The sequence below is a fragment of the Vibrio parahaemolyticus genome, assembly GCF_900460535.1.
In the GTDB taxonomy this organism is placed as follows: Bacteria; Pseudomonadota; Gammaproteobacteria; order Enterobacterales; family Vibrionaceae; genus Vibrio; species Vibrio parahaemolyticus.
The window spans coordinates 1,426,591-1,453,170 of record NZ_UHIL01000001.1; the positions used below are offsets into that span (position 1 = coordinate 1,426,591).

Genomic DNA, 26,580 nt, shown 5'->3' on the forward strand with positions numbered 1-26,580 from the left:
AGAATACGTACATTTCTGAGCGGTGTTAACGGCCTTTGAGCGTATGAAACCCAGAGTAAATTCGCGTGAATGTGGTAAACCAACATGCCGCACCGAAGATGTATGCAATGACCGAAAAGTGTTGTGGCATCAGGCAAAACAGCACAAAACAGCCGATGGTTTCCGTGCCTTCGGTTAAGCCGCTCATGTAGTAGAGAGATTTGTGTTTATACACCGGATTATCGATGCCTTGTTTCCCTGCCATGATGGCAAAAGCCAAAAAGCTGCTTCCCGTTCCGACAAAGGAAAAAATCAAAAATGCCCCTGCAATGGCATTTTGTTCTGGGTTTGCTAACACAAAACCAAAAGGAATCAGGGAATAGAACAGAAAATCTAAGCTGATATCGAGAAAACCGCCCGCATCGGTAATGCCTTGAATCCTCGCCAGTGCGCCGTCTAATCCATCACAGATTCTGTTCAGCAAAATAAACAGCAATGCCAACAAGTATTGTTCGGTGATCAAAGCCGGTAGGGCAAAGCAGCCAAGCACAAAACCAAATACTGTCGTTTGGTTTGCGGTGATGCCACATTTGTCGAGGTATGTCGCACTGAGTGCCAGCGGTTTGCGGATGAGCTTTATACTCAGGCTATCAAGCATGATTTGTCTCCCACGGCCAGTTTAGGCAGCGGCTGCCATTGGGAATGTCGTCTTCATCGTGCGTTACCATCAAAGTAGGGATGTTCGCTTGCTGCAATTGCTCGACCACCCAATTGCGAAATTGTACGCGCAGATCTTTATCTAACTTGCTGTAGGGCTCATCGAGTAGCGCAACTTTCGGCTTTGCCAACAGCATACGAGTCAAAGCAATACGGGCACGTTGTCCTCCGGAGATTTGATCTGGGAAGGATTCGGCAAGTTTGGTCAATGCAATGTTCTTCAGTGCTTGCATGGCGTGAGCTTTACGTTCTTCACCTTTGATTGAGTTTGGTAGCGCGAAGGCAAGGTTCTCCCACACCGTCAAGTGGGGGAAGAGCAAATCGTCTTGGAATAGAATACCGACCTGACGCTTATGGGCAGGGAGGGCATCCAACTTTTCGTTATCAAGCGTAATGGATCCAGAGTAGTTGAACTCGGCGGATAGGTGCCCAGCAATAGCATCCAACAAAGTGGATTTACCACAACCACTTGGTCCCATCAGAGTAACAATTTCACCTTTCTCTACGGTCATGTTGAACGCAGAAAAAAGCGTGTCGCCATTGGCTTTACGGATGGCGAGGTTTTCGAGACAAAGACTCATTCAGTAGTAAACCTTTTATAGACAAGCGGCGATACTTCACGTGTAAGCGGCTTAGTAGTATCGCAAAAGAGAAGAACAAGAACGGCAAGAGTGCTTGCCAAATGGCGTAAATCGCGGTGACACGTCGGTCAAAACCACTGGATAGCGCAACGGCTTCGGTGGTGATGGTGCTAATGCGCCCAGCCCCTAGCACCAATGTCGGCAGGTATTGCGCCAGACTTACGCTAATCCCAACCGCCCATGCGAATGCAATCGCAGGTAGGAGGATTGGCAGTTTCACTTTTAACCAAGCTTGCATCGGTGTTTTACCCAAGCTGAGTGCGACGCGAGTTAAGCCGTTATCGAAGCTGCGCCATGGACCGTCTAGCGAGAGGTAAATAAATGGGAACGCGAAGAACACGTGCGCCCAGCATACCCAAAAGAAATACGCGTTACTGTTTAAGTACAGCGTCACTACTTGCATACCGAATAGCACGGATAGCTGAGGAATCAGCATTGGGATGGCGATGATGTAACCGGGCACCTGCCAGCGATAACGAAGGCGATACTCATGTGCGATCAAGGCAAGGGCTAGAGCGACGGTCGCGCTGATAACGGCAATTAGCATGCTCTGCTCCAGCGTACCAAGAATACTGTGCCATTCGTATTCCCAAAAACGCAGGCTATAGCGGCTCGGTAGTAAATCTGGAAAGCGCCAGCGTTGAGCAAAGCTCCATACCACCATGAGTGGAATCATTAGAAGTGCAAGTAGCGCGATCAGTGAAAATAGGGTTTTACCGGGTAAACGAAACCCGTTTCGACCAGAGTACTGCCAGCGTTTGAAGCCTTTGGTAATACACCATTCCATTAAGCGTGCAAATCCAATCAAAAGGCTAGCGATAGCAAACAACACGACCGCACCTGCGGCAGCTCTTGGTAGAAGTGATAAATCAGGATCGTTAAACCACTGCCATACCAAAACCGCAAACGTTGGTGGGTTGGTAGGGCCAATAATCAATGCAACATCGACAACCGACAAGCTGTAAGCCAATACCGCCAGCATTGGAAAGCGCAGTTTTGCTATCCATTGTGGGAATACGCATTTCCACCACGCTTGCGCCGAACTGTAGCCCATTGAGTGACTGACTTTTTCAATCTTATCGACTTTCAATTGCTGAAGAATTGGAATACTCATCAACAATAAAAACGGCACTTCTTTAATCGCAAGCATGATGATCAAACCGAGTGCATGCGGGTCTTTAATCAGCAATGCTAAGTCATTCACCGTTTGCGCATTTGGATCGTAACCAAACAGTTGGTTGAGAACCCTAACGCCCATACCTGTTGGGGCAAATAAGAAGGCAAAGCCAATTGCAAACGCGACATGCGGCATAGCGAGAAGTGGCGAGAGGCTAACTTCAATTTTTCGCCAAAACTTGCTGCCCCACGATGCTTGCAAAATCGCAAATGTGATCAAGCAAGCCAAGTAGCTACTGAAAATGGCAGAGTAGAAAGTCAGCCCGATGGATGTCCAAACACCCTCCCAATCAAAAACAGCGTTAAATCCATCCAAAGAAAAGTGGTGCAAGCCGATAGGAGGTACATAACCGAGCGCAGAAACCACCACTCCGAGTAGTCCCGGAATGGTAGGTAAAATACAAACAGCGATAATGATTAAATATAGCGCTCTTAACATGGGCTCTTATTAATTCCCGTAGCGTTTCAACCATTCTTTTTCTAAGGCAGATTGCCAACTCGGATGCGGCTCAGCGATAGATTTGAATTGTTGAGTATTTTTAGCCGAACCTGTTAGGTATTGGCTGCTTAGCACTGAAGGATCGCCCCAGATGTTAAGGTTACCTTTGCGAGATTGTGCTTCAGGGCTCAATAAAAAGTTTATCGCAACTTGCGCACCGGCACTGGCATTTGCGTTCCAAGGAATCGCTAAGAAGTGAATGTTTGAGAGTGCACCTGCGTCCATCGCATACGCTTTGGTGGTTTCTGCAAGATTACCGCTCGATTGTGCAGAGAAAACCGCGTTTGGGTTAAAGGTAATCGCAAGATCAATCTGACCATCATCCAGTAATTGGAGCGTTTCAGCCGTCCCCCCCGGGAATTGCTTACCGCCACGCCAAGCAACTTTATGGAACTCATCTAGGTAAGCCCATAGCGGTTGAGTGATTTGCTCAAATGTTTCACCAGTGACTGGTTTTTGCAAAGCGGGATCGTTGTTGGTCAACTCAATCAACAGTGCTTTAATAAAGCTTGTCCCATGAAACTCTGGTGGGCGAGGGTAAGTTAGGCGATTTGGAAACGCTTTTGCGTAACTCAGCATTTCAGCAAAAGATCGAGGAGGGTTATGCAGGGTTTGCTCATCATGAATAAACACTAATTGCCCCACACCCCAAGGTGCTTCCAGACCTTCAGTCGGCTCTGAAAAATCCACATCAATTGGCAATGATTTATCAACGTACTGCCAGCTTGGCAAACCTTCAACAAAAGGACCAAACAGTAATTGGTTATCCTTCATTGATTTGAAGTTCTCGCCATTGATCCAAACCATATCAACACTGCCACCGCTGTTTTTGCCTGCGGCTTTTTCTGCAATTAGGCGAGTGGTGGTTTCGGAAATATCAGTGACTTTCACGTGATTTAACGTCACGTTGTAGCGAGATTTAAGCTCTTTGCCTGCCCATTGGATATAGCGGTTGATCTCTTGGCTACCACCCCAAGCATGAAAATAGACGGTTTGTCCGTCGGCTTGTTGTTCGATTTTTTGCCATTCACTAGCGGCCGATGAGTCAGCAAAAGATGAAGTCGCAAAAGTGGTGGCTAAAATGCCAATGGTACTGAGTAGCTTTTTCATACGTAGTCCGTGTTTTTCTTCTGGTTCTTGTTTGAAGCTTCGCTGAGTTTGTTCGCGAATGGCCTCTGTCCTTCACAAGGATAGTAATCTATCTCGCGGTATTATCAATGTGAATCCCAATAGGATTTATTAATTGATTCAGGGAATTACTATCAATAATGTAAAGGGTAGAGCGCAGCACGATAGCTGCACTCTTTTAGCATCAATGTTGGATAGACCGGACTACTTCGCTAATTCTTCCATGTTGATGCCTTTTTTCTTCGCGATGTATTTTGGAATCAGAGACATACCAAACAGCACAAGACCCGCAACCGCAAATTTCACTAGCAACATCACAGACACGCCGTTTGTCGCAATATCCCCCGCCATGTAAGCGAAGATGAATGCGCCTGGTGCCATGGTCAACAGAGAAACCAGAGCGTAAGTGCCAAGGTTGAGGCTGGTTAGACCGTAAGCGTAGTTTTGTAGGCTGAATGGGAATACAGGCACAAGACGAGTCAGAATCAAGAAGCTGGTGCCGTTTGCTGCTACACCGTCATCGATTTTCTTGAAGATTGGGTTGTCGCCAAACTTCTTCATGATGGTATTACGCAGTAGGAAGCGCGCCACGATGAATGCCGCCACCGCGCCAAGCGTTGCAGAAAACAGCGCCAATACGCCACCTTTGATAGGACCAAATACGATACCTGCCACAATGGTGAACGCGCTGCCCGGTAGTAGGAAAACACACGCAAACACGAATGCTGCTACGAATACGGCGTAACCCCATACCCCAAAGCTTGCGATCCAATCTTGTAGGCTCTTGATGTCAGTGATGATTTCAAGAATACCAGTTTGTTTAGCCGCGAACAGAGCAATAGCCACAACAGCGACAATAAGAGCGATTTTTACGAATTTCATAAGTTCAACTTCACTTAAACCTAATAATTAAAAAGATATAGCTACAAAGACGTAGTTACAGAGACATAGCTACACAGACATACACTTGATCAGACCCGCTTTTGATTTGTAGCGGTTGAACCAAGCTTTCACAGGGCTAGCGAGTACGTTGACTGGCGGTTCATCGCCTTGCATGATCACCGGGCCGAACATTAGATCTAGAATGTGCCAAGATTTCGTACCAACACCCATCATGGATGCACGACATGCCGAGCAATAAACCACTACGTAGTCGGTTTCAAACTCTTCAACACGGCGCTTAATTACGCGCGTTGCCACGTCTGGGTTTGCAGGTACAACCATGCCGCCGAAGCCACAGCAGCGCGTGTTTTCACGTGTGTGTTCTGGTTCAGAGGTTTTGTAGCCAAGCTCGTTTAAGATCCAGCGAATGCCGTCTTGCAGTTCTTTCTCGTAGCGAGTCGAACAAGAATCATGAATGGTAAACACCACGTCACTGTTTTTTGCTTTGCCGCGTAGCGCTTCTGGCAACCCGATTTCTGGAAGCAGTTTCCATAATGAAACCGGCTTTTGTGTGCCGCCAGATTTTTTGATCATGCCGTAGCAGCTTTGGCACGCCACGATGACTTCTTGTGCATCTAGCTTGTCGAAGTCGGCTTGAAGCTGGCCGTAGCGTTCTTTGAATTTCTCTGTTTGGCCGATAGCCGCGGTAGGTTTGCCACAGCATTTCTGTACTGCGCCCATTTCTGGGAATACTTCTTTTAGGTAGCTCGCAATGGCCGCTACGCCTTCTGGTGAATAGGATGGCAAACTGCATCCTGGCATAAATACTTTATTACTCATTTTGTCGATACCGCTCGTTTTGCCATAGTGAAGATTTTTGAGAAGCCCAGTTTCTGGTGCATATTGATCGCTTTATGCCCCGGCATTGGTGATTCACCATTGTTTGCCTTAACAAAGTCAGTACGTGCGCCTAGGAACATTTCCTTCATCGGGAAGTCTTTCGGACACACGATGGTGCACTGGTCACAGGCGTTACATGAGTAAGCCAGCAATGGATCCATCGACTTGTTGTTCACGAAGTCAGAGAAGATGGTCTTTGGACAGTCACTGAAGTCATTCATCATGATGCACTCGGTCATACATAGCTTGCAGCTACATTGCAGACAGCGAGATGCTTCTTGTTTGATTTGTTCTTCAGTAAAGCCTAAATCCACTTGTGCAAAGTCTTGTTTACGCTCTTCAGCGTCACGCAACTCACCGTGTAGGCGAGGGGTATCTACCGTACCTTTTGGTAGTGGTACGTCTAGACGAGATGAGTAGCTGTATTCTTGCTCGAAGTCGCGGTCTTCAGTTAGTGGGCGAGTCGTTAGAAAGCGCTCAACACTCATTGCTGCTTTACGACCTAATGCCATCGCTTCAATCACGATGTTACCGCCACATGCGTCGCCGGCTACGAATACGTCTTCTAGGCTCGATGCTAGTGTTTGTTTGTCGACAACGTAACGACCGCCGCGAGTTTGTTCTAGTGCACCGTCAGTAATGTCTGCCACGATTTGGCCCGTAGCGAAAACAACCGTATCCACAGAGATGGTTTTGCTTTCTTCGCTGTATTGAGGAGCAAAGTTGCCTTGCTCGTCGAAGATAGACAGTACTTTCTTGAGCGTAATGCCTGTAACTTTGCCGTTCTCATGTTCAATAGCGACTGGACCCCAACCTGCGTTGAACTCGACGCCTTCTTCTAGTGACTCGTCGATTTCGACTTGGCTTGCAGGTAGGTTTTCAAGACTTTCAAGTGAGCATTGGTAAACGTCGCTTGCACCAATACGCCATGAAGAGCGTGCACAGTCCATTGCAACGTCACCACCACCGATAACCATCACGCGTTTACCTGCACGTGGGAATTGGCGGGTTTCTGAAATCTCTTTTAGGTACTCAACTGCAGAGAACACACCATCGTTGTCATGACCCGGCAGAGGGATGATCGAACCTACGTGTGCACCGTGAGCCAGAATCACAGCATCATGTTCGCTACGTAGAGTGTCGAAGCTAATGTCTTTGCCGATCTCAACGCCAAACTGAGTTTTGATACCCAGCATCGCTAGGTAGCTGTATTCGAAATCGATAACATCGCGTGGTAGACGGTATTCAGGGATACCCACACGCATCATGCCGCCGTAAACGTCTAGCTTTTCGTAAATCGTTACTTCGTGGCCTTGACGACGAAGCTCAATAGCTGCTTGCGCGCCAGCAGGGCCGGCACCTACGATCGCGATGTGCTTGTTAGTCAGAGGTGCAATGTTAAGATCCCAGTGATCTTGGTTATCCAGTTTTTCTGCGACGAAGCGTTTGATGCCTGCAACGCTGATCGGCTGGCCGAATTCAGTGTTACGACGACAAGAAGCCTCGCAAGGGTGTGCACAGATGCGGCCAAGCGTTTGAGGAAGAAATAATTTGCTGCGGATCAGATCCAGAGCACCTTGAAAATTACCTTCACCCGCCATGCGAACGTATTGCTTTACGTCTGTGTGCATTGGACATGCGGTTTGACATGCCGGATCGGCATCACCCATACAGCCATCGACAATCATTTGCGCGGTGTCGTATAGCTTTTGGCTAAAAATTACATTGTTCATTAACTGCGGTTTCCGTGTTGATTAGCTCTTGCCGTTGATAACGTTCACTTCAGGATTCTTCTGCTCGTAGTGAGCATGGCTGTACTCGATCCATGAGCCGTCGTAGTTGTAAACGCCTTTTGCACCTAGTACTTCAGTAAGAATCATGGTGGTGTGGGCAGAACGAACACCAGACTGGCAGTAAGCGATAACTTTCTTGTCTTTGATGATGTCGCCGTAAAGGGCTTGCAGTTCTTCTGCTGATTTCAGCGTTGTGTCTTCGTTCAACGCTTTGGTCCAGTTAATGTGAACACTGCTTGGGATAGTGCCCGGACCGTATGCGCCAGAAACCGCAACTTCACCGTTGAACTCGTCGTTGCCGCGAGTATCTAGGATCACCCAATCAGGGTTGTTTTGCGCTGCGATAACCATGTCTAGCGTTGCTAGGGCATTGTTCTCTTGTTGTGTGTTAGGTGCGTTGTATTCAACCGCTGCAACGCTTTGGTTTGCAGAGCCAGTTGGGTAGCCAGCGCCCATCCAAGCGTTCAAGCCCCCGTCAAGGTAACGAACGTCTTGGTGACCAAGGTTATGGATTTGCCAGTAAAGACGCGCAGCATCGTGGTGTGAGCCCGCAGCGTAGACGACGATTGTGCTGTCTGTTGTTGCGCCAAAGCTACCTAGGATTGTTTCCATTTCTTCTGTGCTGTTACTCATACCGCTGAAGTCGTAGGCGTCTTCAGCCGCTGAGTAATCGTTACGCCACATAGTGTAAGAACCAGAAATAGGACTATCTGGTTTGATAGGGTTTAGCGCACCGATCACAACCACGTCTTTGTCACCATCCATCAGCGATTTCAGTTGTTGTGCAGAGATGAAGTGTTCTGGGTGAGCGTACTGTGTGAACTTCTGCTCTTGAGCAGCAGCATCCACAATCACAGCCTCAGCTGAGAACATCGTATTGTAAGCTGAGTAGCCAACCGCTGCGACAGCGGCCAATATACCCAACGCAATTGTCGATTTTTTCATGAGTTGCTTCCGTATTTTAATTTAAAGTTTTGCTGCCGAATCCTTGATATTTCGACAGATAGAATGCTTTTGAAGGGGGAGTACAGGCATGAACGTTTCTTAATCATTTTTGATGTTCATGGCTTAAAATAAGCGGAAATGCGTTCTACCCCTTTGTGGGTAAGGCATTCTGAGGAAATCAATAGTTAGGCGGTATTGTGGTTTCCCACAATAATGATGTGGGATTGATCTAAAGCAACAAAGTTAGAGAGGGGAACGGTGCTAAAATGCGAAACCAATGCGCTGTCGTTGTGCTTTATTAAGTGACTAAAAATTATTTTCAAAAACTCCTTTATTCTATTGTATTTGTTGGTTTTACCTGTATTTCTCAAGTCAAAGCAGAACATCAGCCTTATAGGACAACATTTGATGTAGGTGTGTTGGCATTGAGAGGGCATTCTCACGCCAAAGAATCTTGGCAACCCACAATGACATGGTTGGAAGAACAAAACCCTAACTATGAATTCAACTTACATACTTACGATTTTGACCAACTAGAAGAAGCCTTTTTACACGGTTGGTTGGATTTCATATTAACGAGTCCAGGACAGGCAACTAAGCTTGCTCGTGAGTACCCTATTAACTGGCTAGCAACGCAGAAAACGGCTTACAGCAATGTGCCGAACAAGTCGATAGCATCAGTCGTTGTTGTGCGTGAAGAATCGCCTTTTAAAACACTGAGAGACATCAATGAAGCCAGTATCGCCGCTGTATCAGAAAAGGCGTTTGGTGGTTTTCTTGCTCTACGTTATGAGCTCGACAAACTTGGGTATTTCAACTCATCGTTCTTTGAAACAATCCATTTTACTGGCCCACCGACCGATCAGTTGATTCTCGATGTGATCGACGACCAAATTGATGTTGCAATTGTTCCTGCTTGTACACTGGAAAACATGGCGGCCGAAGGCAAGATAGAGCTGCATAATTTGCGAGTGCTCAACGAAAGAAGGCCTGCTGATTCGGTTTGCGCAGTTAGTACTCCTCTGTACCCAAATTGGACCATGGCCATGACGGAGCGTGCTCCAGTAGATGTTGGGCAAAAGGTCGCACAAACCCTGTTTGCAATGCCTGCAGATCATTCAGCCGCTATTGCTGCCAACAATGTGGGTTGGACGCTACCTGCGCCTAGCGTTAACGTAGATAAAGTCTACAAGCATTTGGACTTACATCCCTTACAGAAACCTTGGGCGCAAAAGGTTCAAGAGTGGCTACATAAAAACCAAGCAGTCGCTATCGCAGCGCTGCTAACATTGATGTTACTGACTATCTATCACTTTTGGCTAGAGTGGACGTTCAAACGTAGTAGAGAAAAGTTGAAAGCTACCCTCAATGATTTACGTCGCAAGAGTAGCATGTTGGAACACGCTCAACGGATTACGATTGTGGGGGAATTAGGCAGCAGTATCGCACATGAAATTAATCAACCATTGGCTGCGATTAAAAACTACAGTCAAGGTGCAAAGATGCGGATGGAGCAAGGCACTACACCCGAAGAAATGTTGCCGATAATAGAGAAAATTCAACAACAAGTGACGTCTGCGAGTGACATAGTGCAGCGTTTACGTAGTTTGATTCACCGGACGCCAATCGAGAAAAGCTGGGTTGACTTACCTGCCGTCATCAATGATGCAATGAAGTTGGTGGATTATGAGTTCCAACGTCACAATATCCAACTAGGTGTGATGTATTCTGGCGAGGTACAAAACGTTTATGTGGATGTGACTGGATTGCAACAGGTGATCATTAATGTGCTTAATAACGCCAAAGATGCCTGTCTTGCTCATTCGACTTCGCAAAAAGAGTTGTTTGTTGATCTCCATGTCAGCTTTTGTGATGACGTTGTCATCATTGACGTCATGGATAACGGGGTCGGGCTCGAAGAGCAAAATACCCCTCTCGATCAGCCTTTTTATACCACGAAGGAAAATGGCCTAGGGCTAGGGCTTGCTATTTGTCGCGATGTAATTGAAGCGCACCAAGGTTCCATCAATTTTAGGTCAATTGACCCATTTGGGTGTCAAGTGACTATCGTTTTACCATATCAGGAAGCTCAGAATGAGTCGTAATCTTTGCCCACTTTATATCGTTGACGATGAAGTGCCTGTTTTAGAATCAATGGCCTTTATGTTAGAAAGTTATGGTTATAGCGTCGATGTCTATTCAAACGGGCAAGATTTCTTACAGAGAGTGAATCTGCATCAAGCTGGATGTGTATTGTTGGATAGCCGAATGCCAGAAATGCGTGGGCAGGAGCTTCACCTGCTAATGCGTAATCAATGCAGTCCAATCAGCGTTATATATCTGACTGGGCATGGTGATATTCCAATGGCAGTCGACGCCTTAAAAGAAGGCGCGTTGGACTTTTTTCAAAAGCCTGTGGACGGTAATGCTTTAGTGGCGGCAATCGATAATGCTATGGAATGTTCACTAAAAAACCAAGAAAAACAAAGTGCAAAACTAACTCTTCAAAGCCTTACTAGAAGAGAAAAAGAAGTACTGATTCTGGTGGTTAAAGGGATGAAAAATCAGGATATGGCGAACCAACTGTGTGTTTCGCTTCGTACTATAGAAGTTCATCGCTCCAATGTAATGAAGAAGTTGGAAGTAGAAAGTTTAGCGGCATTGATTCATAAAGTAGGGCACGTAATTTAGGTATAAAAAAAGCAGCCAGTTGGCTGCTTTAAAAAATGGTTTTGTTTACTGACTTGGGATTAGTTTACCCAGTCACGTAGAGTAAACGTCAATTCATGATCGGCATTTTTCAGAACAAGACCATCTTTAGTTAGAGTGATGTCACTCCAGTTAGATAGTGTTTGTGTCATTGCATTTTCGATCTTCATTTGATCTTCCATACACATCTTCATGGTCATGCCCATTTTTTCGATGCGTAGTTGGTTGTTTTTCAGCTCAGCTTGACCGAAGAAGTTGTTACAACCCGCATTGCCGTTTGCTGTTAGGTTTTCACCGATTTCTAGGCGAGCCGCTTTTTGGTTTTCGTCTAGAACGATATTTTTACCATCAACTTGAACAAGTTCCCAGTTGTGGTGCTGTAAATCTTGAGCCGTAATTTCTTTCACATCATCACCGTTGCTAGCACAAGCAGTCATAAGAACAGGGAGAGAGATTGCTGTAACTAACGTTTTTAGGCTAAGCTTCATTTTATAGACTCCGTTTTTAGAAACGCGGTAAGTATAAGTAATAAAACACTGTTTTTGTCAGCATACGGTTATGGTTTCGTATGTTTTTGACATAACGAAGTGTATAACAGATTTTGTCGGTGAGTAATCTTCTCGTTTAGTTATTTAAACTAGGCAAACACGCCCTAGCATGGAAAGAGCGTTTATAGTATGGAGCAACTGGAATTTTTCACTGTCCCAAGCCCTTGTGTTGGAGTATGTACCTCCGATGAAAAAGGGTTTTGCAAGGGGTGTATGAGAAAAAGAGAGGAACGGTTTAATTGGCTGAACTTAACCCCCGCTCAGCAGTTGCACGTTATTAAGTTGTGTCGTCAAAGATACAGAAGAAAGATGTTGGCAGGTAAGACGAAGCCAGAACAGCTTCAAGATAATTCATCACCTCAACAAGATTTGTTTTAGAAGCATTTCTAATTAAGGTGCGGACACGCCATCGTTCTTGTTTCTGCTTTTTACATATTCCCGGCCCGGCAAGGTATCCTTTAAGAACCGGGAATCTCCTATCCATTTTTCCCTATAAATCGGTAATTGGCGTTATTTCATCGACCAACGGTCGCTAACCCAGCCTCCCGCTTGTTCGTCAAAGTGATTTCCTGCAAATCGATGGTTGAGCTCAACCTCTAATTTGCTTGTTGGAAGCTCATCCATTAACTGGTGAATGTACCTTGCCATAGGGTCGGTACATGCTTCACGTTCTCGGCGGATGACCACTTCTTTGATCATTTGGAGTCTGTAGCTATTGCTGGCTCGTTTCATTTTTGACCTCCAGAACTCGATGGCAGCAGTTTGAACACATTGACGTCCAGATCGCTGCTCATTGGCGTGCGCGTGGCGGCACATCACCATCGTTTGAAGTCCAAAGACAAATTGTTTGAGAGCAGTGTTTGTAACGCCATTCACATCTTTCTCAGAATCATTGACTATGCGAATAAAAATGTCTCGCGAAATTTAGCCGATGAGCCTGCATATTTGAAAGACCTTATCAAACATAGAAGCCCAGCACAGGGGCGTCAACAACACAAATGAACAATTTTTGAACAGATTGTGAAGGTGGAGAATTATCAGCAATTTATCGAAAATAAAAAACCGAAGCACAAAGCTTCGGTTTTGATTTAGGAGCTCTGACGGATTGATTCGATAGAACCATTCTAGTCAGAGCGTAAGGTGTAGAGTATTAGCTACCAGTTGCAGGACAGCCTTTCACTGCTTGGCTATTGCTGAAGTACTTGATGTTGTCTAGGTTCTTGTTGTAGCTATCCGCCGAGATTTGCGGGTTGTTTACGAAGAACTCACGCAGTACTGATGCGTCTGTCATTTGAGTTGATTCAACTTGGATAACTGGGTAGTCATCACCGCCTGCAGCGCTGAAGCTAATTACAGCGAACGTGTAAGTTGCGTCTAGGTTGAAGCCTTTACCGTTAATGTCAGTAATAGTTACTGAGCCAGCATCACAATCTACATCTAGAGTGATGTTGTCTAGTTGAGCGTAAGCACCAGAACCCGCAGATTTCGTAGCAACGACGTCTAGGTATTCTTTTACTTCTTTACCTGTCATGGTCGCTTTTGTTACGAAGTTACCAAATGGTTGTACTGTTAGTACATCACGGTAAGTGATATCGCCAGCTTGGATTGAATCACGAACACCACCGGAGTTCATCACACCAAAGTCTGCTTTCACTAGCTCGTATGTACGGTACGCTTCACCTAGTAGGTGGCCAAGGTTCGTTTGCTGTGAGCGAACTACACCACGGTCGCCTTCAAGTTTACCATCCGTAGAAGATACTTTAACGTCAAGCAGATCTTGACCTTGCTCTTGGTAAGTACGAAGAATTTGCTTAACTACAGCATCTGGCTTGATTTCTTCAGCGATGAATTGGTAGTCGCCGTTCGCATCTTTTGCCTTTAGGTTAACTGGAATCAAAGCGTAGTTTGCTAGGTGCAGTTTGCCATCGTAGTATTCGAAGTCTGCACGACCAACATATTTACCCCACTCATGCGCTTGCATGATGTATGTGCCGTTTTGTTGGTCTGGAGCACACTCGTCACCTGGTTTGAAGTCTGCGTATTCGTTAGTACCCGGCTCCATACATACTGGGTTTTGTGAGTGGCCACCAATAATTGCATCTAGTTGGCCTTCTTCAAGAGAACGCGCTAGTAAAACGTCACCTGGTGCTTCGCTACCATGGTTACCATCTTGGTAGTGACCCATGTGTGTTGTTGCAAAAACTAGATCGACAGTTTCGTTTGCTTCGATTTCCTTAAGTACTTTTTTGATTTCAACCTGAGGATCTTCGAAGTAGATATCAGCAACGTTACTTGGGTTTACCAGTTTCGCTGTATCTTTTGTTGTTAGGCCAACAACCGCAACTTTAAGTCCGTTAATCGTGAAGACTTTGTAAGGCGCGAAGTAACGTTCGTCGGTTACTTTACCATCGGTGTCTTTCTTGTAGATGTTTGCAGCGAGCATAGGGAAGTCAGCCCATTGGATCTGCTTGTTCAAAACATCTAAAGCGTTATCAAACTCGTGGTTACCGACAGCCATTGCGTCGTAACCAAGCAGGTTCATCCCTATGAAGTCCGGTTCTGCATCTTGCATGTCTGACTCAGGAACACCTGTGTTGATATCACCGCCAGACAATAGAATGGTTTCGCCACCGCTTGATTCCACTTCTGCACGAATAGAGTCGATCAAAGTTTTGCGTGCAGCCATGCCGTATTCGCCTTTGCTGTTTTCCCAAAAGCGGCCATGGTTGTCGTTAGTGTGTAGAACGGTGAATTTAGTACAAGAATCTGCAGTCTCACAGGTTACTGGTGAATTGTCGCTGTCTGAGCCGCATCCTGCTAGCGCAGCGCCCACTGCCACTACCAATAGAGATTTGGAAAACTTCATAAGGGATCCTTTCTTTGTGATTTTGTTATTGTTACGGCGTGAAATATACGGAATTAATGTGAAAGTTTAGTGATCTATCTCTTATTTATACTTCTATCGACGATACGAATTAATAAGCATGCAAACTACGTCTATAAATAAACAGAATTGGTATTTAGCATTTATTTTATGTGGCTTAAGCTATTTTTTGTGAGGCAGTTAATTGAATGCGTGTTGTTTATGTGAATCAATACGCATTTTGGTGAGGTATGACGCTAAGTTTGGTTATTATTTTGCCAAATTCATGTTTTTCTAAGTTCCTACGAAACAAATAGTTATAATTTTCTACTGCAAAGGTAGAGAGGTAGGGATGTTTATAAAATCATCTGCGAAAACAGCAGAAATCGATTGCTCTTGGCACAATCAGTTTGAACTCAGTCAAAAACCGTACAACGGTTATTACTATGACTCCCAATTTTGGAAAAGGTTTTCCGAACACACCGCTGTTTATTTATTCCAATCTGATGCGTTTACTCTTTTATCCTGTCCGGAAAATCTCTGGCATAAAATTAAACATTTTCAGCCGAGTGAGCTAGAGAGAAAATTAAATAACCTGCAATTATTCTGCGAATATGACGACGTCGACTATCATTTATTTAATGATAATACCTTCAATAAAGATGCTGATGTTTTCACTTTGAATATTGAATCTGACAATGAGTTGCTTGACGTATTTTTACGTAGTAACAGCGCAGAAGATATTGAGAAAGCCGATTTCGAGCTCGATAGCCACTTCTTCTATGGCATTTTAGAAGAGGGTAAATTGGTTGCGGTATTAGCGTCATATTGTTACAAAGGAAAGGAACCATTTGAGTCGTTATCGTTACTGGTTAGCCCTAAAGCGAGAGAAAAGGGTACGGTAAGCGCTTGCTTTCACACTTAGTGGCGGAGGTTAAAACGCGAGATCGTAAAGTGAGATACCGAGTAAATATAGAAAATACACCTTCGATTAAGTTGTGCGAATCTTTGAGATTTGAAGCTTATAACCGATTGCGCGTATTTACTCAGGATGAATAGAAAGGAAAGTAATGGGATACACAGTAAGGAATGCTGTTAGAGAAGAAGCAGCTCAAATTGCTAAAATACATGTCGATTCGTGGCAGGTGGCGTACAAAGGGTTAATGCCACAAAGCTATATAGAGCAGTTTACCATTGAGCGCCGAGAAAGGATGTGGACACGAGTTATGACGGAGCAACTGGCTCAATTGATCGTGGTTGAGAAACAAGGGGAAATCGTCGGGTTTTTAAGTTACGAGTTGCCTAACCACACCAGTGAAGATAAAACGGCGTTGGTAACGTGTTGCTATGTCTCGCCGTTACATTATGGGCAAGGGGCAGGAAGTGCACTGTTAGATGAGCTCGAAACACGTCTACTCTCTACGCCAGTAATGCAGATAAGTCTGAAAGCACTGAACACTAATAAGCAAGGACTGAATTTTTACAAGAAGTGTGGTTTTGTGCGTACCGGGGAAGAAGAATCCGAAGTCATTGATAGCATGACGCTGACTGACCTCACTTTAATGAAGTACATTGCCCGTTCGTAAATCAAATGCCATATATAGTAAAACCCCGGAGGTGGTAAGACTCCGGGGTTTTGAAATTTTTTAGATGTCTCGGTTGGTAAATCCGATTATCTTTTATGCAAAAGGTCTGGATTTAATCCGATTAATTCCTTGGTAGGGAATTAGATACGGATGAAGTCCATGTGTTCAACTTTTGGCTTGAACGCGTGACGTTGAACGTCTTGTGGCTTAACTTTAACTTCTTTGCCATCGATAACTAGAACGATGCCTTCGTAGAATTCAGGCTTGTCCATTTGGTTTACGATGTCGTCGTGGTTAAGAACGATAGCTACTGCTGCTTCTTCACCGCCGTATACAACTGCAGGGAATTTGCCAGCGTGACGTAGGCGGCGGCTCGCACCTTTACCTAGTTCAGTACGTACTACTGCTTCGAATTTCATAGTATTTACTCTCAAATTAGTAAAAATCAAATGTTCACAATCAACAATGCGACCTTGTTGTTCGTGGTAAAGCTTGAAACAGGAACTGTTCAAGCGAGCGCGGATACTATCATTCCACTTAGAATTGGGCAACCCAAATCGTATCTAAATCAATAAAAACACATCATTTGGCGGATCCTAAGTTGATGGTTTTTATCACTTAGCGTGAAAAATGCTCGTATCGCTTCTATTTTCATCGGTTTGATTAGCGTTTACCGATGAAAAAGAGTCTTTCGTGATTCGTTTAAGTACGGCTACGGTGCAACGTTAATGTGGCTTTTAAACCACCCATTTTGCTCTTTTCTAAAGCCAGTAGGCCTCGATAGCTGTGCGCCATTTCACTCACAATATTTAAACCGAGCCCAGAACCTGGCGTTGTTTCGTCTAATCTGACACCTCGTTTGGTGACTTGGCCTAATTGCGCTTGAGGGATTCCAGGCCCATCGTCTTCGATAATCAGGTGGATACTATCCTTATCCTGAGTAGAGTGGACGCGAATCATGCTATTTGCCCATTTATAGCCATTTTCAAGCAAGTTACCGATCATTTCGTCGAGGTCGGTTTTTTCGACAGCAACATTCAACTCAGAATCAAGCTCATTAACTAAGGTGATGTCTCGTTCGGCATAGACTTTATCGAACGCCATTGAGATAGCATCCACTCGCTCTGCTGGATTGGCTTTGACAGAAAGGATGTTCATGGAACCCGCCATTCGAGCGCGACCTAAATGATAGTCGATGTGATCTTGAATCTGGTTGAGTGGGGCGTTTAAGCGTGCTTGCGTTTTGGGCTCTAGCGTTTGCACTTCATTTTTTAACACAGATAGCGGCGTTTTAAGTGCGTGTGACAAATTACCCGCGTGGTTACGCGCACGTTCCAGTAACTCCTGATAGTGGAAAAGAAGAGCATTGAGGTCAGAAATAAGCGGCGAAATCTCTTTTGGATAAGTTTCTTCTAAACTCTTTTTATTTCCAGCTTTGAGCTCTGCCAGCTCTTTTTGCAGTTTAGTTAGTGGACTCAATGACCAAACGATTTGCAAGAGAATGACAGTCAGAACGCCAGCAAACAACAATCCTAGAATTAGCCAGAGTTGACCAATAAGGGTTTGCAGTGTGCTTTTGATTGGCTCTTCATCAATACCTACGATGATATGAATTGGACCATCGTAGTCGGGTAGATATAGCGCTTTTTCCAGAGTAATCAGTTTTTCGTCTCTTGCACCATACGCATCTTTATCGAGCCCTTTATACTCGATTCTCTTATCCCACAACGAGCGAGAGCGTTCGAGGCTTGAGTTTGTCGATGCACTCCAATATAAGCCGCTGTACGGGCGACTAAAGCGAGGATCCGACAGTTGAGCTGCTAACGAAAGATGGCCTGTATGATCGACTTCCAATTGAGCGGCGATTTCATCCATAAAGATGCTCAGTTGGGAGCGCGTGTCGTCCACCATATAGTTATAAACTTGGGTAGGAATGGTGACACCCGCAGCAAGGATCATGGCTGTGAGCCATACAACCGCCGCCAACACCAATCGGCTTTTGATACTTAATCGCTTTAAGGCATGCAGCGGCAGTTTGTTCTTATTCGGCATTCAGTTGATACCCTAAGCCACGCACGGTTTTGATGATTTTTGGGGCGATTTTCTTACGAATACGACCGATAAATACTTCAATCGTGTTGGAGTCACGATCAAAGTCTTGCTTGTAAATGTGCTCCACAAGCTCCGTGCGTGAAATGACTTTTTCAGGATTATGCATAAAGTAAGCGACTACTTTATATTCCAGCGCTGTTAGGCTCACTGCTTGGCCTTGCCACATCACTTTTGAGGTTCTGGTATCTAGGCTTAAATCGCCTATTTGCATGACCGGAGAAGCGTTACCAGATGCTCTGCGCAGTTGGGCGCGAAGACGAGCGATAAGCTCAACCATTTCAAACGGTTTAGTCAGGTAATCATCTGCGCCTGCGTTTAGGCCTTCTACTCGTTGAGTTAAGGTATCACGCGCACTTAGGATCACGACCGGAGTGTTGATGTTTTCATCTCGAATGCCCTTTAAAACGGTCAAGCCATCGAGTTTCGGCAGACCAAGGTCGAGCACAATCGCGTCCCATTCTTCGGATGTCGCTCGGTAGAGCGCGTCAATGCCATCTTGTGATAGCTCAGGTACCCAACCGTTATTTTCCAACGTTTCGATAATTTGCTCGCCTAGACGAGGATCATCTTCGACAACAAGTATTTTCATGGCAGCGTTTCTTATTATTTAGTTTTGTGGTGGTTTTAAAGCTTTATTGAAGTTTCGACCTTTGACTTCCAGCATTTCCAATGTGGCAGCGTCATATTCGACCTTCAACACGCTATTGTTGAAGAGTATTTTCAGTTCGTAAACCCATTCATTGTCATCTTCTTCAAGCTCGACTTTGATGATGCGACCATAAAGGTCATTTTCGACGGCCGCGTAAAGCTCAGAGAAAGGGCGAATGTAGCCTTTTTGTACGGCGCGGTAGACCTCATCTTGGTCTTCATCAAATTCGATACGTGTGCCGGGCTTTTCGACATCTTGCACGATGGCGTGGCCATTTTGCGTGGTGTAAATATCATTTTGCTGCGCGAAGCTTGGTGCAGAAAGCAGCATCGGGGCGAGGCTGAAAAACAACGCAAGATTTTGAGAGGTCACTGGTTTATACATAGCAAAACCTTTTCTGAAGAGTTGGCAAAATTATATCTAGCTGTACATGAACAGAAAGTGAATCATCGTGTGAACTGTCGGTTCAGTCACATTCACTTTGCTCTTGGCAAAATCACTGGTGCGAATCGAGCGTTATTTAAGTTCATCTTCAAAAATCTTGTCGCGCAACTTCCAAAAGCGCCCAGACTTTCTGGCAATGACAAACTGCGGTAAACGGAAACGGTGTTGATTGGCGACGACTCGTGTAGGCGATGCCTCTTCAAACGGGCGATGTTTATCTGCAAGATGAGGGCGCACAAACTGGTCTTTAAAAGTTTGCTTCTGTTTCTTGGTGCTTAATGACCAAAACTCACGAACTAACGCATGACCTTCGCCTTGGTATGGTTCCCCCGAATACGTGACTTTGAGCTGTGATTTGCCGTCATTTGATTTGAACACGGACAAGTCCATTTCTGTGCACTCGAAGATCAGTGCGTCTTTCAAATTCAGTGCTTCTTTTAGTTTCTTATCTGGGTCGACCAATGTTGCATCACATTCATGGCATATACGAGCGGCAATATCATTATCTGCGCCACATTCGCCGCAATATTTGGCACGAAAACGGTAGCCACAATGTTCGCGTTCGCCCGTGTCTTCATCTTCAAAGTAACCTTGGCATCGTCGGCCAAAGTGTTCGAGTAAAAAGCCATTGCTGTCCAATTTACCCCAGAAATTGTTGTTAAATCCGCAAGCAGGGCAAGGAATAGTAATGATCTCGCTGGTGGAGTCGGGTTTTGGATCTCCCACTTCTGGCTGATACAAATCGTAGCTGTTACCCGCGTAATCGAGTACCAGACATTCATTTTTACCTTCCGATAAACGCAAACCTCGTCCAACAATTTGTTGATATAAGCTGACCGATTCTGTGGGGCGCAAGATGGCAATCAAATCCACATGAGGCGCGTCAAATCCGGTGGTTAACACAGAGACATTCACCAAGTATTTGATTTCACGATTTTTGAAAGCTTGAATGATCGCATCGCGCTCTGGCGTTGGAGTGTCACCAATGACGATGGCGGTTTCGCCTTCTGGCAGCAGGCCGTGAATTTCTTGAGCATGTCGAACTGTTGCAGCAAAGATCATCACGCCTTTACGCTCTCTCGCGTATTGAATGATTTGCTCTACGATCTGAGGAGTGGCGCGTTTGGCTTTGTCGATAACCATGTCCATTTCCGCTTCTTTGTAGCGTCCGGTATTAGCGGGTTTCAGCTGCGAGAAGTCGTAAGACAAAACGGGCGCATCCATCATGCGTGCGGGGGTGAGGAAGTTTTCGTCCAGCAAGTAACGGATAGGCAGTTCGAAAATGCAGTCGCGGAAAAATCGCGACTCTTCGGTGCGTACTTGACCTCGGGTGTGGTATTGATAAATCCATCCCATTCCTAAACGATACGGTGTTGCCGTTAAGCCCAAAACTTTGATGCCAGGGTTGAGCTCTCGAAGGTGCGTAATCACTTTTTGATAGCTGCTGTTTTTATCGTCTGGCACACGGTGACATTCATCGATAACCAGAAGTGAGAACTGGTTTTTGAATGAGTCCAAATTGCGCACTACCGATTGCACCGAGGCAAACACCACTTGTTGGTCAGTTTCCTTTCTTCCTAATCCTGCCGAAAATATGGCGCCTTTCAAACCGTAGCCTTCATATTTCGCGTGGTTTTGTTCCACCAGCTCTTTTACGTGGGCCAAAACCAGCACACGCCCTTTGGCAAGGCGTGCCAGTTCTGCAATAACTAAGCTTTTCCCTGCACCAGTTGGTAGTACGATCACTGCGGGGGTGGAATGTTTGCGAAAGTAATGAATAACGGCTTTAACAGAGTCAGCTTGATATGGGCGAAGTGTGTACATGAAAATATGTGAAATTGCTCAACTATTCGAACTAGGAAGGCTATAATACCTGACTTTTATACCCAAGTGACCTTTGAACCGTAATTCGGAGATCACTTGGGTATAATTCAATGAGGTATTCATGCGTTTAGATAAGTATTTGTGTGATGCTCTGGGTGCGACTCGCAAGCAGGCAACAAAGATCATCAAAAGTGGCGAAGTGCTCGTCGATGGCGAAGTACAAAAAAGTGGTTCATTCAAAGTGCCAGAAGGTGGTGTTGTAGAATGGGATGGCCGAGAAGTCGGTGCGCCAGGGCCTCGTTACATCATGTTGTACAAACCAGCGGATTTTGTTTGTTCACACGAAGATGGTTACAACCCTACGGCCTTTGTATTGCTTGATGAACCTAAAGTCGAAAACCTTCACTTCGCTGGCCGTTTAGATGTGGACACGACGGGTTTGGTGTTGATTACAGATGATGGCCAATGGTCTCACCGTATTACATCACCGAAACGCAAATGCAAGAAAACATACCGCGTGTGGCTAGCGGATGCGATTCAACCTGATTACCTTGAAAAGTTTGCGCAAGGTATTGAGTTGAGAAACGAACGCGAAGCGACGTTACCAGCGCACCTTGAGATCGTGAATGAAGCAGAAAACGAAGTGCTGCTTACTATCGTTGAAGGTAAGTACCACCAAGTGAAACGCATGTTTGCTGCACTTGGTAACAAAGTAGAACTACTTCATCGTGAGCGAATCGGCGATATCGTGTTGGATGACAGTCTAGAACCGGGTGATTACCGTTATCTGACCCTAGAAGAAGTGGATTCTGTGTGGAATTAATCGTCGCTCTCGGAAATTCTTTAGTTCCTGACAGGAACTAGTCTTTTGGTAGGAATTGGCTCAAAATGACGATTCCTACCAAAATGTTTTCGTGCCTAGACAATTTCGGTATGCATGCTTAACCTCAGTGATATGCCGCGGTGTTTTATCACAGGCTCACGCATACTTTTCTCGCGAAACATCCGTTCGTAGTGAATCAATCATGCTGTCATCTTTGGTTTATTGCGCGCAATTATCGGGTGAACATGCATCGTTATCATGCGCTTTTCTATGTCGAGCTCGTCAAGGCCACCTTGGTAAACATTCGTCCTTATGATCCTCGAAAATTGAATCAGCAAAGCACTGTGCTTTGTTTTCAATGGTACGAGAAGCATCCTTGCTAGTTTCTGCAAAGAAATGGCTGATGGCAAGGACACAACTAGAGGTAAAAGAATGACAGAAAAAGCTCAAAGCGCTCCCCAATCTCAAATCAGTTTTTTACTGTTTCTTGTGCTCGGTGCAATTGGCGCGCTAACGCCATTGGCGATCGACATGTATCTACCGGCAATGCCGACCATCGCAAAAGATTTGGGCGTTGCACCTGGTGCGGTTCAAATTACATTGACGGCTTATACGGCGGGTTTTGCGATTGGTCAGTTAATTCATGGGCCGCTTGCCGATAGCTTTGGCCGCAGACCTGTACTGATTTTGGGTGTGCTTTTCTTTGGATTAGCAGCTGTGGTGAGTGCGACCACAAACGGCATTGATGCGTTAACCTATGTTCGTACCGCTCAAGGATTTGCTGGCGCGGCCGCGGCGGTCATTATTCAAGCTGTGGTGCGTGACATGTTTGACCGTGAAGACTTTGCGCGCGCAATGTCTTTCGTCACATTAGTTATCACGATTGCCCCGTTGGTTGCGCCGATGATTGGCGGTCACCTTGCGATTTGGTTTGGATGGCGTTCTATCTTTTGGGTGCTGGCTATCTTTGCTGTGGTTGTCATTCTGTTGGTGTTTTGGAAAATTCCGGAGACGCTAAAACCAGAAAACCGTCAACCACTGCGTTTTCGCACCACATTAAAAAACTACGCCCGTTTGTGTTCAAGTTCTGAAGCGTTGGGCTTGATGTTGTCTGGTGCATTCTCGTTTTCGGGGATGTTTGCATTCCTAACTGCGGGTTCGTTTGTTTATATTGATTTGTATGGTGTTCGACCTGACCAATTTGGTTACTTATTTGGTTTGAACATTGTGGCGATGATCATTATGACCAGTATTAACGGTCGTTTGGTGAAAAAAGTGGGCTCTCATGCCATGCTTCGTTTTGGGTTGTTCGTGCAACTTTTGGCTGGCATTGGTCTGTTCGTAAGTTGGTTAATGGACTTCGGACTGTGGGGCATCGTGCCTTTTGTTGTGCTGTTTATCGGCACATTGTCGACGATTGGTAGTAATGCGATGGCGTTGCTTTTAAGTGGCTACCCATCAATGGCGGGTACGGCATCGTCTCTGGCGGGGACGTTAAGATTCGGTATCGGCTCATTGGTTGGCGCGCTGGTGGCATCACTACCTGGTAATGCTGCGTGGCCTATGATCATCGTTATGTTTGCTTGTTCTGTGCTTTCAGCACTGTTTTATTGGACTTTAGGAAGAAAGGCGTAATGTCGAATTACACCAAAGAAATTCAAAACTTGGTTAACTCTGCTCTGAATGAACTGGAGCAGGAACATCGTTCTGGCAAGTTGGCCAATGCGCCAGTGGCGAACAACCACTATCTTGTTCGTTGGGTAACAAAAGCTCTGAAATCTCAGCGTTTTGGTCGAACGGTCGGCGATGACTTAACTCGTTGGCAAAAGGCGGGGCGTTCAAAGGGGAATGACGCTGGTTTGTTGTTTATCTTCAAACGTATTTCTGCTTTCTACGCGCAATTCTTCCCTGAAGGTGAAGATTCAAAAGTGATCAAAGACTCTGACGTCGAAGCTTTTTTGGATGTCATGGAGCAAGCAGGTTGGGAGGTTTCTACCTCTGAACAATTGGTTGGTTGTGGCAAAATCCAAATCTTCACGGAAGGTCAAAATTCTTTGGCACTATGTGCAGACCAATGCGAAAGCTGCTTCGACGGCGAGTTGCTCGTTAAACCAATGAGCTGGTTTGTGCGTGGCAACCATGCAGAGTTTGTTGAGAAAGCAGCGCAAGCGGGCTTTATGGTGCATAAAGTGACGGACTACAAATCGATGGTGAAATACCACGGCGAGTACCTTATCTTCCCTGCAAACGAAGGTAACCAATTGGCTGAGATTCCTTTGAGCTTCCAAGCTTAATCAACTTCTCACAGCAGTAGAATTGAAATACGAAAGCATCAGGCGCTTAAAACGTCTGATGCTTTTTTGTTACGTCACACTGTGCTTAAAAGCGATATTTCCAATAGACGCCGCCATACAGACCTTCATAGCTTTGCAAAACGTCGCCCATCGTTCCGGTTTCGTTGTTAAACAAGTAATCCTCTTCTGAGTAGTCTTCATAACGGAGGTTAAGCTGCACGTTTTGATTTTCAGATACTTCATAGTCAGCGATGACTTCAAATCGATACGAGTTCGCCTCGTTATCAGGATATTGGTAACCACCAGATGTGGTTGAAGATTTACTGTCCGCTTGGCTGTAGCTGTAATCAAATGAGACAGAAAGTTTGTCGTCCAGCAGTCGCTCTTTACTCACACCAAAACCAATGGTTGTGATGTCATCTTTGAGCTTGGTGGTGTAGCGATTCCAGCCGACAATGTCAGAGTTTGCTTGTTGTTGCTCGGAGCGGATGATCTGTTGATTGTAAAAAACATGCCCGCTTAATCCGTCGAGTAAACTGAAGTTGAGGCTGAGGTCGTAGCCGTAATCTTCCCCTTCGCTTAAACCAATATCAGGTTTTGCATAGTCATCATTTCCGTACCAAACTTCTGCAAGTAGCTGGACATCGTCTGTCATGTCATAACTGCCGTCGCCACGGAGCTCAATCCTCTCTTTGTCGGCTAAATAGTATTGGCGCAAATTAGGCGAGTCGTTGCTGTCGTCCTGCCAATCAGAGCCATCGCGGAAAGAGTAGGAGACTTTACCGCCTAATTGCCACGGACTGTTTGGCCTGTACTGAGCACCAACAAAAACGCGTTGTTCATCGGTACGTTTTCGGTCGGCATAGCTTCGCTCGTCTTGTTTGAAGTGATAACCCGCATTCACCTTCACATCAGACGCAACACGATGCGTTAACGTTGTTTCCAGTTTGGTTTTTGTGTGGTCGTATTTTTCTCTTGTAGAGCCGATGATGGTGTTTCTATCGGAGTTATCGTCTTTGTCTGAATAGCCTGCAGAAATGGCGAAAGCTGTGTCTCGCGAAAGTTTGTTGTGGTAATCCGCGCTCATTTGCCAAGTGTTGGTTTCGCCATGGAATGTATTGGAGTTAACGGGGGACTGAGGAAACGGATTTAACCCGCCTTCAGAAGACGTTTGTGACCAAAGTAAGCGGCCGCTGAACGTTTGTTGATTCAACCGATAATTCCCTGTGACAGCAAATTGGTGAAAGTCGTTGTCAGGCTCATACGCAAGGTGATTGGCGTAAGGGTTGGTAATGCCGCCGTAATAGAGTGCGGACTTGTCATTGCGGAAAAACGAGCCGCGATACGCAATATCCACCAGCCACAAATCTTCAATGTAGCTCACTCCTACTTGAGTATTTAAGGTTTCATGATCGACGGCTTTGGGTATGAATCCAGGCGTGTTGGCGTAACCCGGAATGGTCGATGAATAGAGCGAAGTAGGGCCTTCTTTACGTTCGTGCTTCATGGATGCATATGGCTTCCATGGCGTATGTGGTGTGTACTTGAGTTCTAGCTTAAATGTCTCTCGCGTCACTGAGTTTTCATATTTCGATAGGTCACCACTAACGAGTGCATCTTCTCTTGGATGATACGCACTGAGTGAGGACTGATTCCAGAAATACGGAGTTTCACTGTAACTGCCGAGGATACGTAATCCGTCGTACTGGCCCATTTCCCACTGCAGTAAGAAGCGTTGCAAACCAAGATCTCCGACGACGATTCGATTGTAGAATCCATCGTCTTCATATTGTTCGATATCGGCGTTTAGGCTCGCGTTAAAGTGTTTGTTGTCAGAGTTTGTACCGTAAACGGGCGGATTCCAATTATAGAATCGAGAGGAACCGTCGTTGTTAAGGTAACCGACGCCCGCGCTGACTTCTCCACTCCATGTGCCGTCGCTGCTGCATTCACTGCACTGCCAGCGGCTAGTGTCGGCTGGTTGAGAACGTTGTAACGAATAATCGTTGGCGTGCGCTTGCACAGCAAAAGCAAGGGAAATAGCGATGCACAGTTGAGATAGTTTCAT

26 protein-coding genes are annotated in these 26,580 nt (G+C 45.5%); 9 read left to right on the top strand and 17 right to left on the bottom strand.

Annotation, left to right across the window (positions count from 1 at the left end):
* Nucleotides 1–25: 25 nt before the first annotated feature.
* From DYB02_RS07225 to DYB02_RS07260, 8 genes are all read right to left on the bottom strand, one after another.
* Nucleotides 26–637 carry a CDP-alcohol phosphatidyltransferase family protein gene (locus DYB02_RS07225; RefSeq protein ID WP_005495656.1) on the bottom strand — a complete coding sequence of 204 codons (612 nt, stop codon included), beginning with the start codon at nucleotides 635–637 and terminating at the stop codon, nucleotides 26–28.
* Nucleotides 630–1,277: an ATP-binding cassette domain-containing protein gene (locus tag DYB02_RS07230; RefSeq protein ID WP_020903950.1), complete on the bottom strand. Its 648-nt coding sequence runs from the start codon at nucleotides 1,275–1,277 to the stop codon at nucleotides 630–632. Before DYB02_RS07230 ends, DYB02_RS07225 begins: the two co-directional genes overlap by 8 nt.
* Nucleotides 1,243–2,952, bottom strand: a complete 1,710-nt coding sequence (locus tag DYB02_RS07235) for an ABC transporter permease (protein WP_029803986.1) — start codon at nucleotides 2,950–2,952, stop codon at nucleotides 1,243–1,245. Before DYB02_RS07235 ends, DYB02_RS07230 begins: the two co-directional genes overlap by 35 nt.
* 9 nt (nucleotides 2,953–2,961) lie before the next feature.
* Entirely contained in the window at nucleotides 2,962–4,122 is a 1,161-nt protein-coding gene (locus DYB02_RS07240) for an ABC transporter substrate-binding protein (RefSeq protein WP_005495649.1), read from the bottom strand.
* A 222-nt stretch (nucleotides 4,123–4,344) separates the two neighbouring features.
* Nucleotides 4,345–5,022, bottom strand: coding sequence for a TVP38/TMEM64 family protein (locus DYB02_RS07245; RefSeq protein ID WP_005495647.1), 678 nt, complete (start codon nucleotides 5,020–5,022; stop codon nucleotides 4,345–4,347).
* Nucleotides 5,023–5,091: 69 nt separating this feature from the next.
* Nucleotides 5,092–5,862, bottom strand: a complete 771-nt coding sequence (locus DYB02_RS07250) for a heterodisulfide reductase-related iron-sulfur binding cluster (protein WP_005478886.1) — start codon at nucleotides 5,860–5,862, stop codon at nucleotides 5,092–5,094.
* Complete coding sequence (locus DYB02_RS07255) at nucleotides 5,859–7,655, bottom strand: FAD-dependent oxidoreductase (RefSeq protein ID WP_029803984.1); 1,797 nt, start codon at nucleotides 7,653–7,655, stop codon at nucleotides 5,859–5,861. The genes DYB02_RS07250 and DYB02_RS07255 overlap by 4 nt, the downstream gene beginning before the upstream one ends.
* Before the next feature lie 21 nt (nucleotides 7,656–7,676).
* On the bottom strand, nucleotides 7,677–8,660 hold the full coding sequence (locus tag DYB02_RS07260) for a sulfurtransferase (protein WP_029803983.1): 984 nt from the start codon (nucleotides 8,658–8,660) through the stop codon (nucleotides 7,677–7,679).
* A 362-nt stretch (nucleotides 8,661–9,022) separates the two neighbouring features.
* Between DYB02_RS07260 and DYB02_RS07265 the strand changes: the two genes are divergently transcribed.
* Entirely contained in the window at nucleotides 9,023–10,765 is a 1,743-nt protein-coding gene (locus DYB02_RS07265; protein ID WP_370446066.1) for a sensor histidine kinase, read from the top strand.
* Nucleotides 10,755–11,351, top strand: coding sequence for a response regulator transcription factor (locus DYB02_RS07270; RefSeq protein WP_015296558.1), 597 nt, complete (start codon nucleotides 10,755–10,757; stop codon nucleotides 11,349–11,351). The genes DYB02_RS07265 and DYB02_RS07270 overlap by 11 nt, the downstream gene beginning before the upstream one ends.
* Nucleotides 11,352–11,410: 59 nt before the next feature.
* Here the strand turns inward: DYB02_RS07270 and DYB02_RS07275 are convergent, their stop codons facing one another.
* On the bottom strand, nucleotides 11,411–11,857 hold the full coding sequence (locus tag DYB02_RS07275) for an META domain-containing protein (RefSeq protein WP_005486896.1): 447 nt from the start codon (nucleotides 11,855–11,857) through the stop codon (nucleotides 11,411–11,413).
* Nucleotides 11,858–12,046: 189 nt separating this feature from the next.
* Between DYB02_RS07275 and DYB02_RS07280 the strand changes: the two genes are divergently transcribed.
* Entirely contained in the window at nucleotides 12,047–12,295 is a 249-nt protein-coding gene (locus DYB02_RS07280) for a DUF1289 domain-containing protein (RefSeq protein ID WP_025499858.1), read from the top strand.
* Nucleotides 12,296–12,427: 132 nt separating this feature from the next.
* Here DYB02_RS07280 and DYB02_RS25645 read toward each other — a convergent pair whose 3' ends face one another.
* Nucleotides 12,428–12,649, bottom strand: coding sequence for a hypothetical protein (locus DYB02_RS25645; RefSeq protein WP_005462330.1), 222 nt, complete (start codon nucleotides 12,647–12,649; stop codon nucleotides 12,428–12,430).
* A gap of 418 nt (nucleotides 12,650–13,067) precedes the next feature.
* Nucleotides 13,068–14,783: a bifunctional UDP-sugar hydrolase/5'-nucleotidase UshA gene (gene ushA, locus DYB02_RS07295; protein ID WP_005495634.1), complete on the bottom strand. Its 1,716-nt coding sequence runs from the start codon at nucleotides 14,781–14,783 to the stop codon at nucleotides 13,068–13,070.
* Between the two features lie 349 nt (nucleotides 14,784–15,132).
* Between ushA and DYB02_RS07300 the strand changes: the two genes are divergently transcribed.
* The 3 genes from DYB02_RS07300 to DYB02_RS07305 are packed head-to-tail and all read left to right on the top strand — an operon-like array spanning nucleotide 15,133 to nucleotide 16,366.
* Nucleotides 15,133–15,705 (top strand): amino acid acetyltransferase, encoded by a 573-nt coding sequence (locus DYB02_RS07300; RefSeq protein ID WP_225868812.1) that lies wholly within the window; start codon nucleotides 15,133–15,135, stop codon nucleotides 15,703–15,705.
* Nucleotides 15,705–15,839 (top strand): hypothetical protein, encoded by a 135-nt coding sequence (locus DYB02_RS25880; protein ID WP_229651024.1) that lies wholly within the window; start codon nucleotides 15,705–15,707, stop codon nucleotides 15,837–15,839. The genes DYB02_RS07300 and DYB02_RS25880 overlap by 1 nt, the downstream gene beginning before the upstream one ends.
* Before the next feature lie 11 nt (nucleotides 15,840–15,850).
* Nucleotides 15,851–16,366, top strand: a complete 516-nt coding sequence (locus tag DYB02_RS07305) for a GNAT family N-acetyltransferase (protein WP_021449248.1) — start codon at nucleotides 15,851–15,853, stop codon at nucleotides 16,364–16,366.
* Nucleotides 16,367–16,506: 140 nt separating this feature from the next.
* On the opposite strand, the gene rplY is transcribed toward DYB02_RS07305, so the two are convergent.
* The 5 genes from rplY to radD all read right to left on the bottom strand — a co-directional run bounded on the left by rplY (nucleotide 16,507) and on the right by radD (nucleotide 21,395).
* Entirely contained in the window at nucleotides 16,507–16,785 is a 279-nt protein-coding gene (gene rplY / locus DYB02_RS07310) for a 50S ribosomal protein L25 (RefSeq protein WP_005378066.1), read from the bottom strand.
* A 283-nt stretch (nucleotides 16,786–17,068) separates the two neighbouring features.
* Complete coding sequence (locus DYB02_RS07315; protein ID WP_029803980.1) at nucleotides 17,069–18,418, bottom strand: ATP-binding protein; 1,350 nt, start codon at nucleotides 18,416–18,418, stop codon at nucleotides 17,069–17,071.
* Nucleotides 18,408–19,067 (bottom strand): response regulator transcription factor, encoded by a 660-nt coding sequence (locus DYB02_RS07320; protein WP_005478918.1) that lies wholly within the window; start codon nucleotides 19,065–19,067, stop codon nucleotides 18,408–18,410. Before DYB02_RS07320 ends, DYB02_RS07315 begins: the two co-directional genes overlap by 11 nt.
* An 18-nt stretch (nucleotides 19,068–19,085) precedes the next feature.
* A complete protein-coding gene (locus tag DYB02_RS07325; protein WP_005495629.1) occupies nucleotides 19,086–19,511 on the bottom strand; it encodes a PepSY domain-containing protein in 426 nt (141 codons plus the stop codon).
* A 132-nt stretch (nucleotides 19,512–19,643) separates the two neighbouring features.
* Nucleotides 19,644–21,395 carry a DNA repair helicase RadD gene (gene radD / locus DYB02_RS07330; RefSeq protein WP_029803978.1) on the bottom strand — a complete coding sequence of 584 codons (1,752 nt, stop codon included), beginning with the start codon at nucleotides 21,393–21,395 and terminating at the stop codon, nucleotides 19,644–19,646.
* 121 nt (nucleotides 21,396–21,516) lie between these two features.
* On the opposite strand from radD, the gene rsuA reads away from it, so the two are divergent.
* From rsuA to DYB02_RS07345, 3 genes are all read left to right on the top strand, one after another.
* On the top strand, nucleotides 21,517–22,218 hold the full coding sequence (gene rsuA, locus DYB02_RS07335) for a 16S rRNA pseudouridine(516) synthase RsuA (RefSeq protein ID WP_029803977.1): 702 nt from the start codon (nucleotides 21,517–21,519) through the stop codon (nucleotides 22,216–22,218).
* Between the two features lie 432 nt (nucleotides 22,219–22,650).
* A complete protein-coding gene (locus DYB02_RS07340) occupies nucleotides 22,651–23,853 on the top strand; it encodes a Bcr/CflA family multidrug efflux MFS transporter (RefSeq protein WP_029803976.1) in 1,203 nt (400 codons plus the stop codon).
* Nucleotides 23,853–24,512: a DUF2913 family protein gene (locus tag DYB02_RS07345; protein WP_005462414.1), complete on the top strand. Its 660-nt coding sequence runs from the start codon at nucleotides 23,853–23,855 to the stop codon at nucleotides 24,510–24,512. The genes DYB02_RS07340 and DYB02_RS07345 overlap by 1 nt, the downstream gene beginning before the upstream one ends.
* A gap of 85 nt (nucleotides 24,513–24,597) precedes the next feature.
* Here DYB02_RS07345 and DYB02_RS07350 read toward each other — a convergent pair whose 3' ends face one another.
* A complete protein-coding gene (locus DYB02_RS07350; RefSeq protein ID WP_029845812.1) occupies nucleotides 24,598–26,580 on the bottom strand; it encodes an MtrB/PioB family decaheme-associated outer membrane protein in 1,983 nt (660 codons plus the stop codon).

Coding starts and splice junctions, on each gene's coding strand:
- DYB02_RS07270 (WP_015296558.1), top strand. CDS start 10,755: ATGAGTCGTAATCTTTGCCCACTTTATATCGTTGACGATGAAGTGCCT.
- DYB02_RS07320 (WP_005478918.1), bottom strand. CDS start 19,067: ATGAAAATACTTGTTGTCGAAGATGATCCTCGTCTAGGCGAGCAAATT.
- DYB02_RS07305 (WP_021449248.1), top strand. CDS start 15,851: ATGGGATACACAGTAAGGAATGCTGTTAGAGAAGAAGCAGCTCAAATT.
- rplY (WP_005378066.1), bottom strand. CDS start 16,785: ATGAAATTCGAAGCAGTAGTACGTACTGAACTAGGTAAAGGTGCGAGC.
- DYB02_RS25645 (WP_005462330.1), bottom strand. CDS start 12,649: ATGAAACGAGCCAGCAATAGCTACAGACTCCAAATGATCAAAGAAGTG.
- DYB02_RS07240 (WP_005495649.1), bottom strand. CDS start 4,122: ATGAAAAAGCTACTCAGTACCATTGGCATTTTAGCCACCACTTTTGCG.
- ushA (WP_005495634.1), bottom strand. CDS start 14,783: ATGAAGTTTTCCAAATCTCTATTGGTAGTGGCAGTGGGCGCTGCGCTA.
- DYB02_RS07235 (WP_029803986.1), bottom strand. CDS start 2,952: ATGTTAAGAGCGCTATATTTAATCATTATCGCTGTTTGTATTTTACCT.
- DYB02_RS07350 (WP_029845812.1), bottom strand. CDS start 26,580: ATGAAACTATCTCAACTGTGCATCGCTATTTCCCTTGCTTTTGCTGTG.
- DYB02_RS07280 (WP_025499858.1), top strand. CDS start 12,047: ATGGAGCAACTGGAATTTTTCACTGTCCCAAGCCCTTGTGTTGGAGTA.
- rsuA (WP_029803977.1), top strand. CDS start 21,517: ATGCGTTTAGATAAGTATTTGTGTGATGCTCTGGGTGCGACTCGCAAG.
- DYB02_RS07300 (WP_225868812.1), top strand. CDS start 15,133: ATGTTTATAAAATCATCTGCGAAAACAGCAGAAATCGATTGCTCTTGG.
- DYB02_RS07245 (WP_005495647.1), bottom strand. CDS start 5,022: ATGAAATTCGTAAAAATCGCTCTTATTGTCGCTGTTGTGGCTATTGCT.
- DYB02_RS07315 (WP_029803980.1), bottom strand. CDS start 18,418: ATGCCGAATAAGAACAAACTGCCGCTGCATGCCTTAAAGCGATTAAGT.
- DYB02_RS07225 (WP_005495656.1), bottom strand. CDS start 637: ATGCTTGATAGCCTGAGTATAAAGCTCATCCGCAAACCGCTGGCACTC.
- DYB02_RS07250 (WP_005478886.1), bottom strand. CDS start 5,862: ATGAGTAATAAAGTATTTATGCCAGGATGCAGTTTGCCATCCTATTCA.
- DYB02_RS07275 (WP_005486896.1), bottom strand. CDS start 11,857: ATGAAGCTTAGCCTAAAAACGTTAGTTACAGCAATCTCTCTCCCTGTT.
- radD (WP_029803978.1), bottom strand. CDS start 21,395: ATGTACACACTTCGCCCATATCAAGCTGACTCTGTTAAAGCCGTTATT.
- DYB02_RS07255 (WP_029803984.1), bottom strand. CDS start 7,655: ATGAACAATGTAATTTTTAGCCAAAAGCTATACGACACCGCGCAAATG.
- DYB02_RS07345 (WP_005462414.1), top strand. CDS start 23,853: ATGTCGAATTACACCAAAGAAATTCAAAACTTGGTTAACTCTGCTCTG.
- DYB02_RS07230 (WP_020903950.1), bottom strand. CDS start 1,277: ATGAGTCTTTGTCTCGAAAACCTCGCCATCCGTAAAGCCAATGGCGAC.
- DYB02_RS07340 (WP_029803976.1), top strand. CDS start 22,651: ATGACAGAAAAAGCTCAAAGCGCTCCCCAATCTCAAATCAGTTTTTTA.
- DYB02_RS07260 (WP_029803983.1), bottom strand. CDS start 8,660: ATGAAAAAATCGACAATTGCGTTGGGTATATTGGCCGCTGTCGCAGCG.
- DYB02_RS07325 (WP_005495629.1), bottom strand. CDS start 19,511: ATGTATAAACCAGTGACCTCTCAAAATCTTGCGTTGTTTTTCAGCCTC.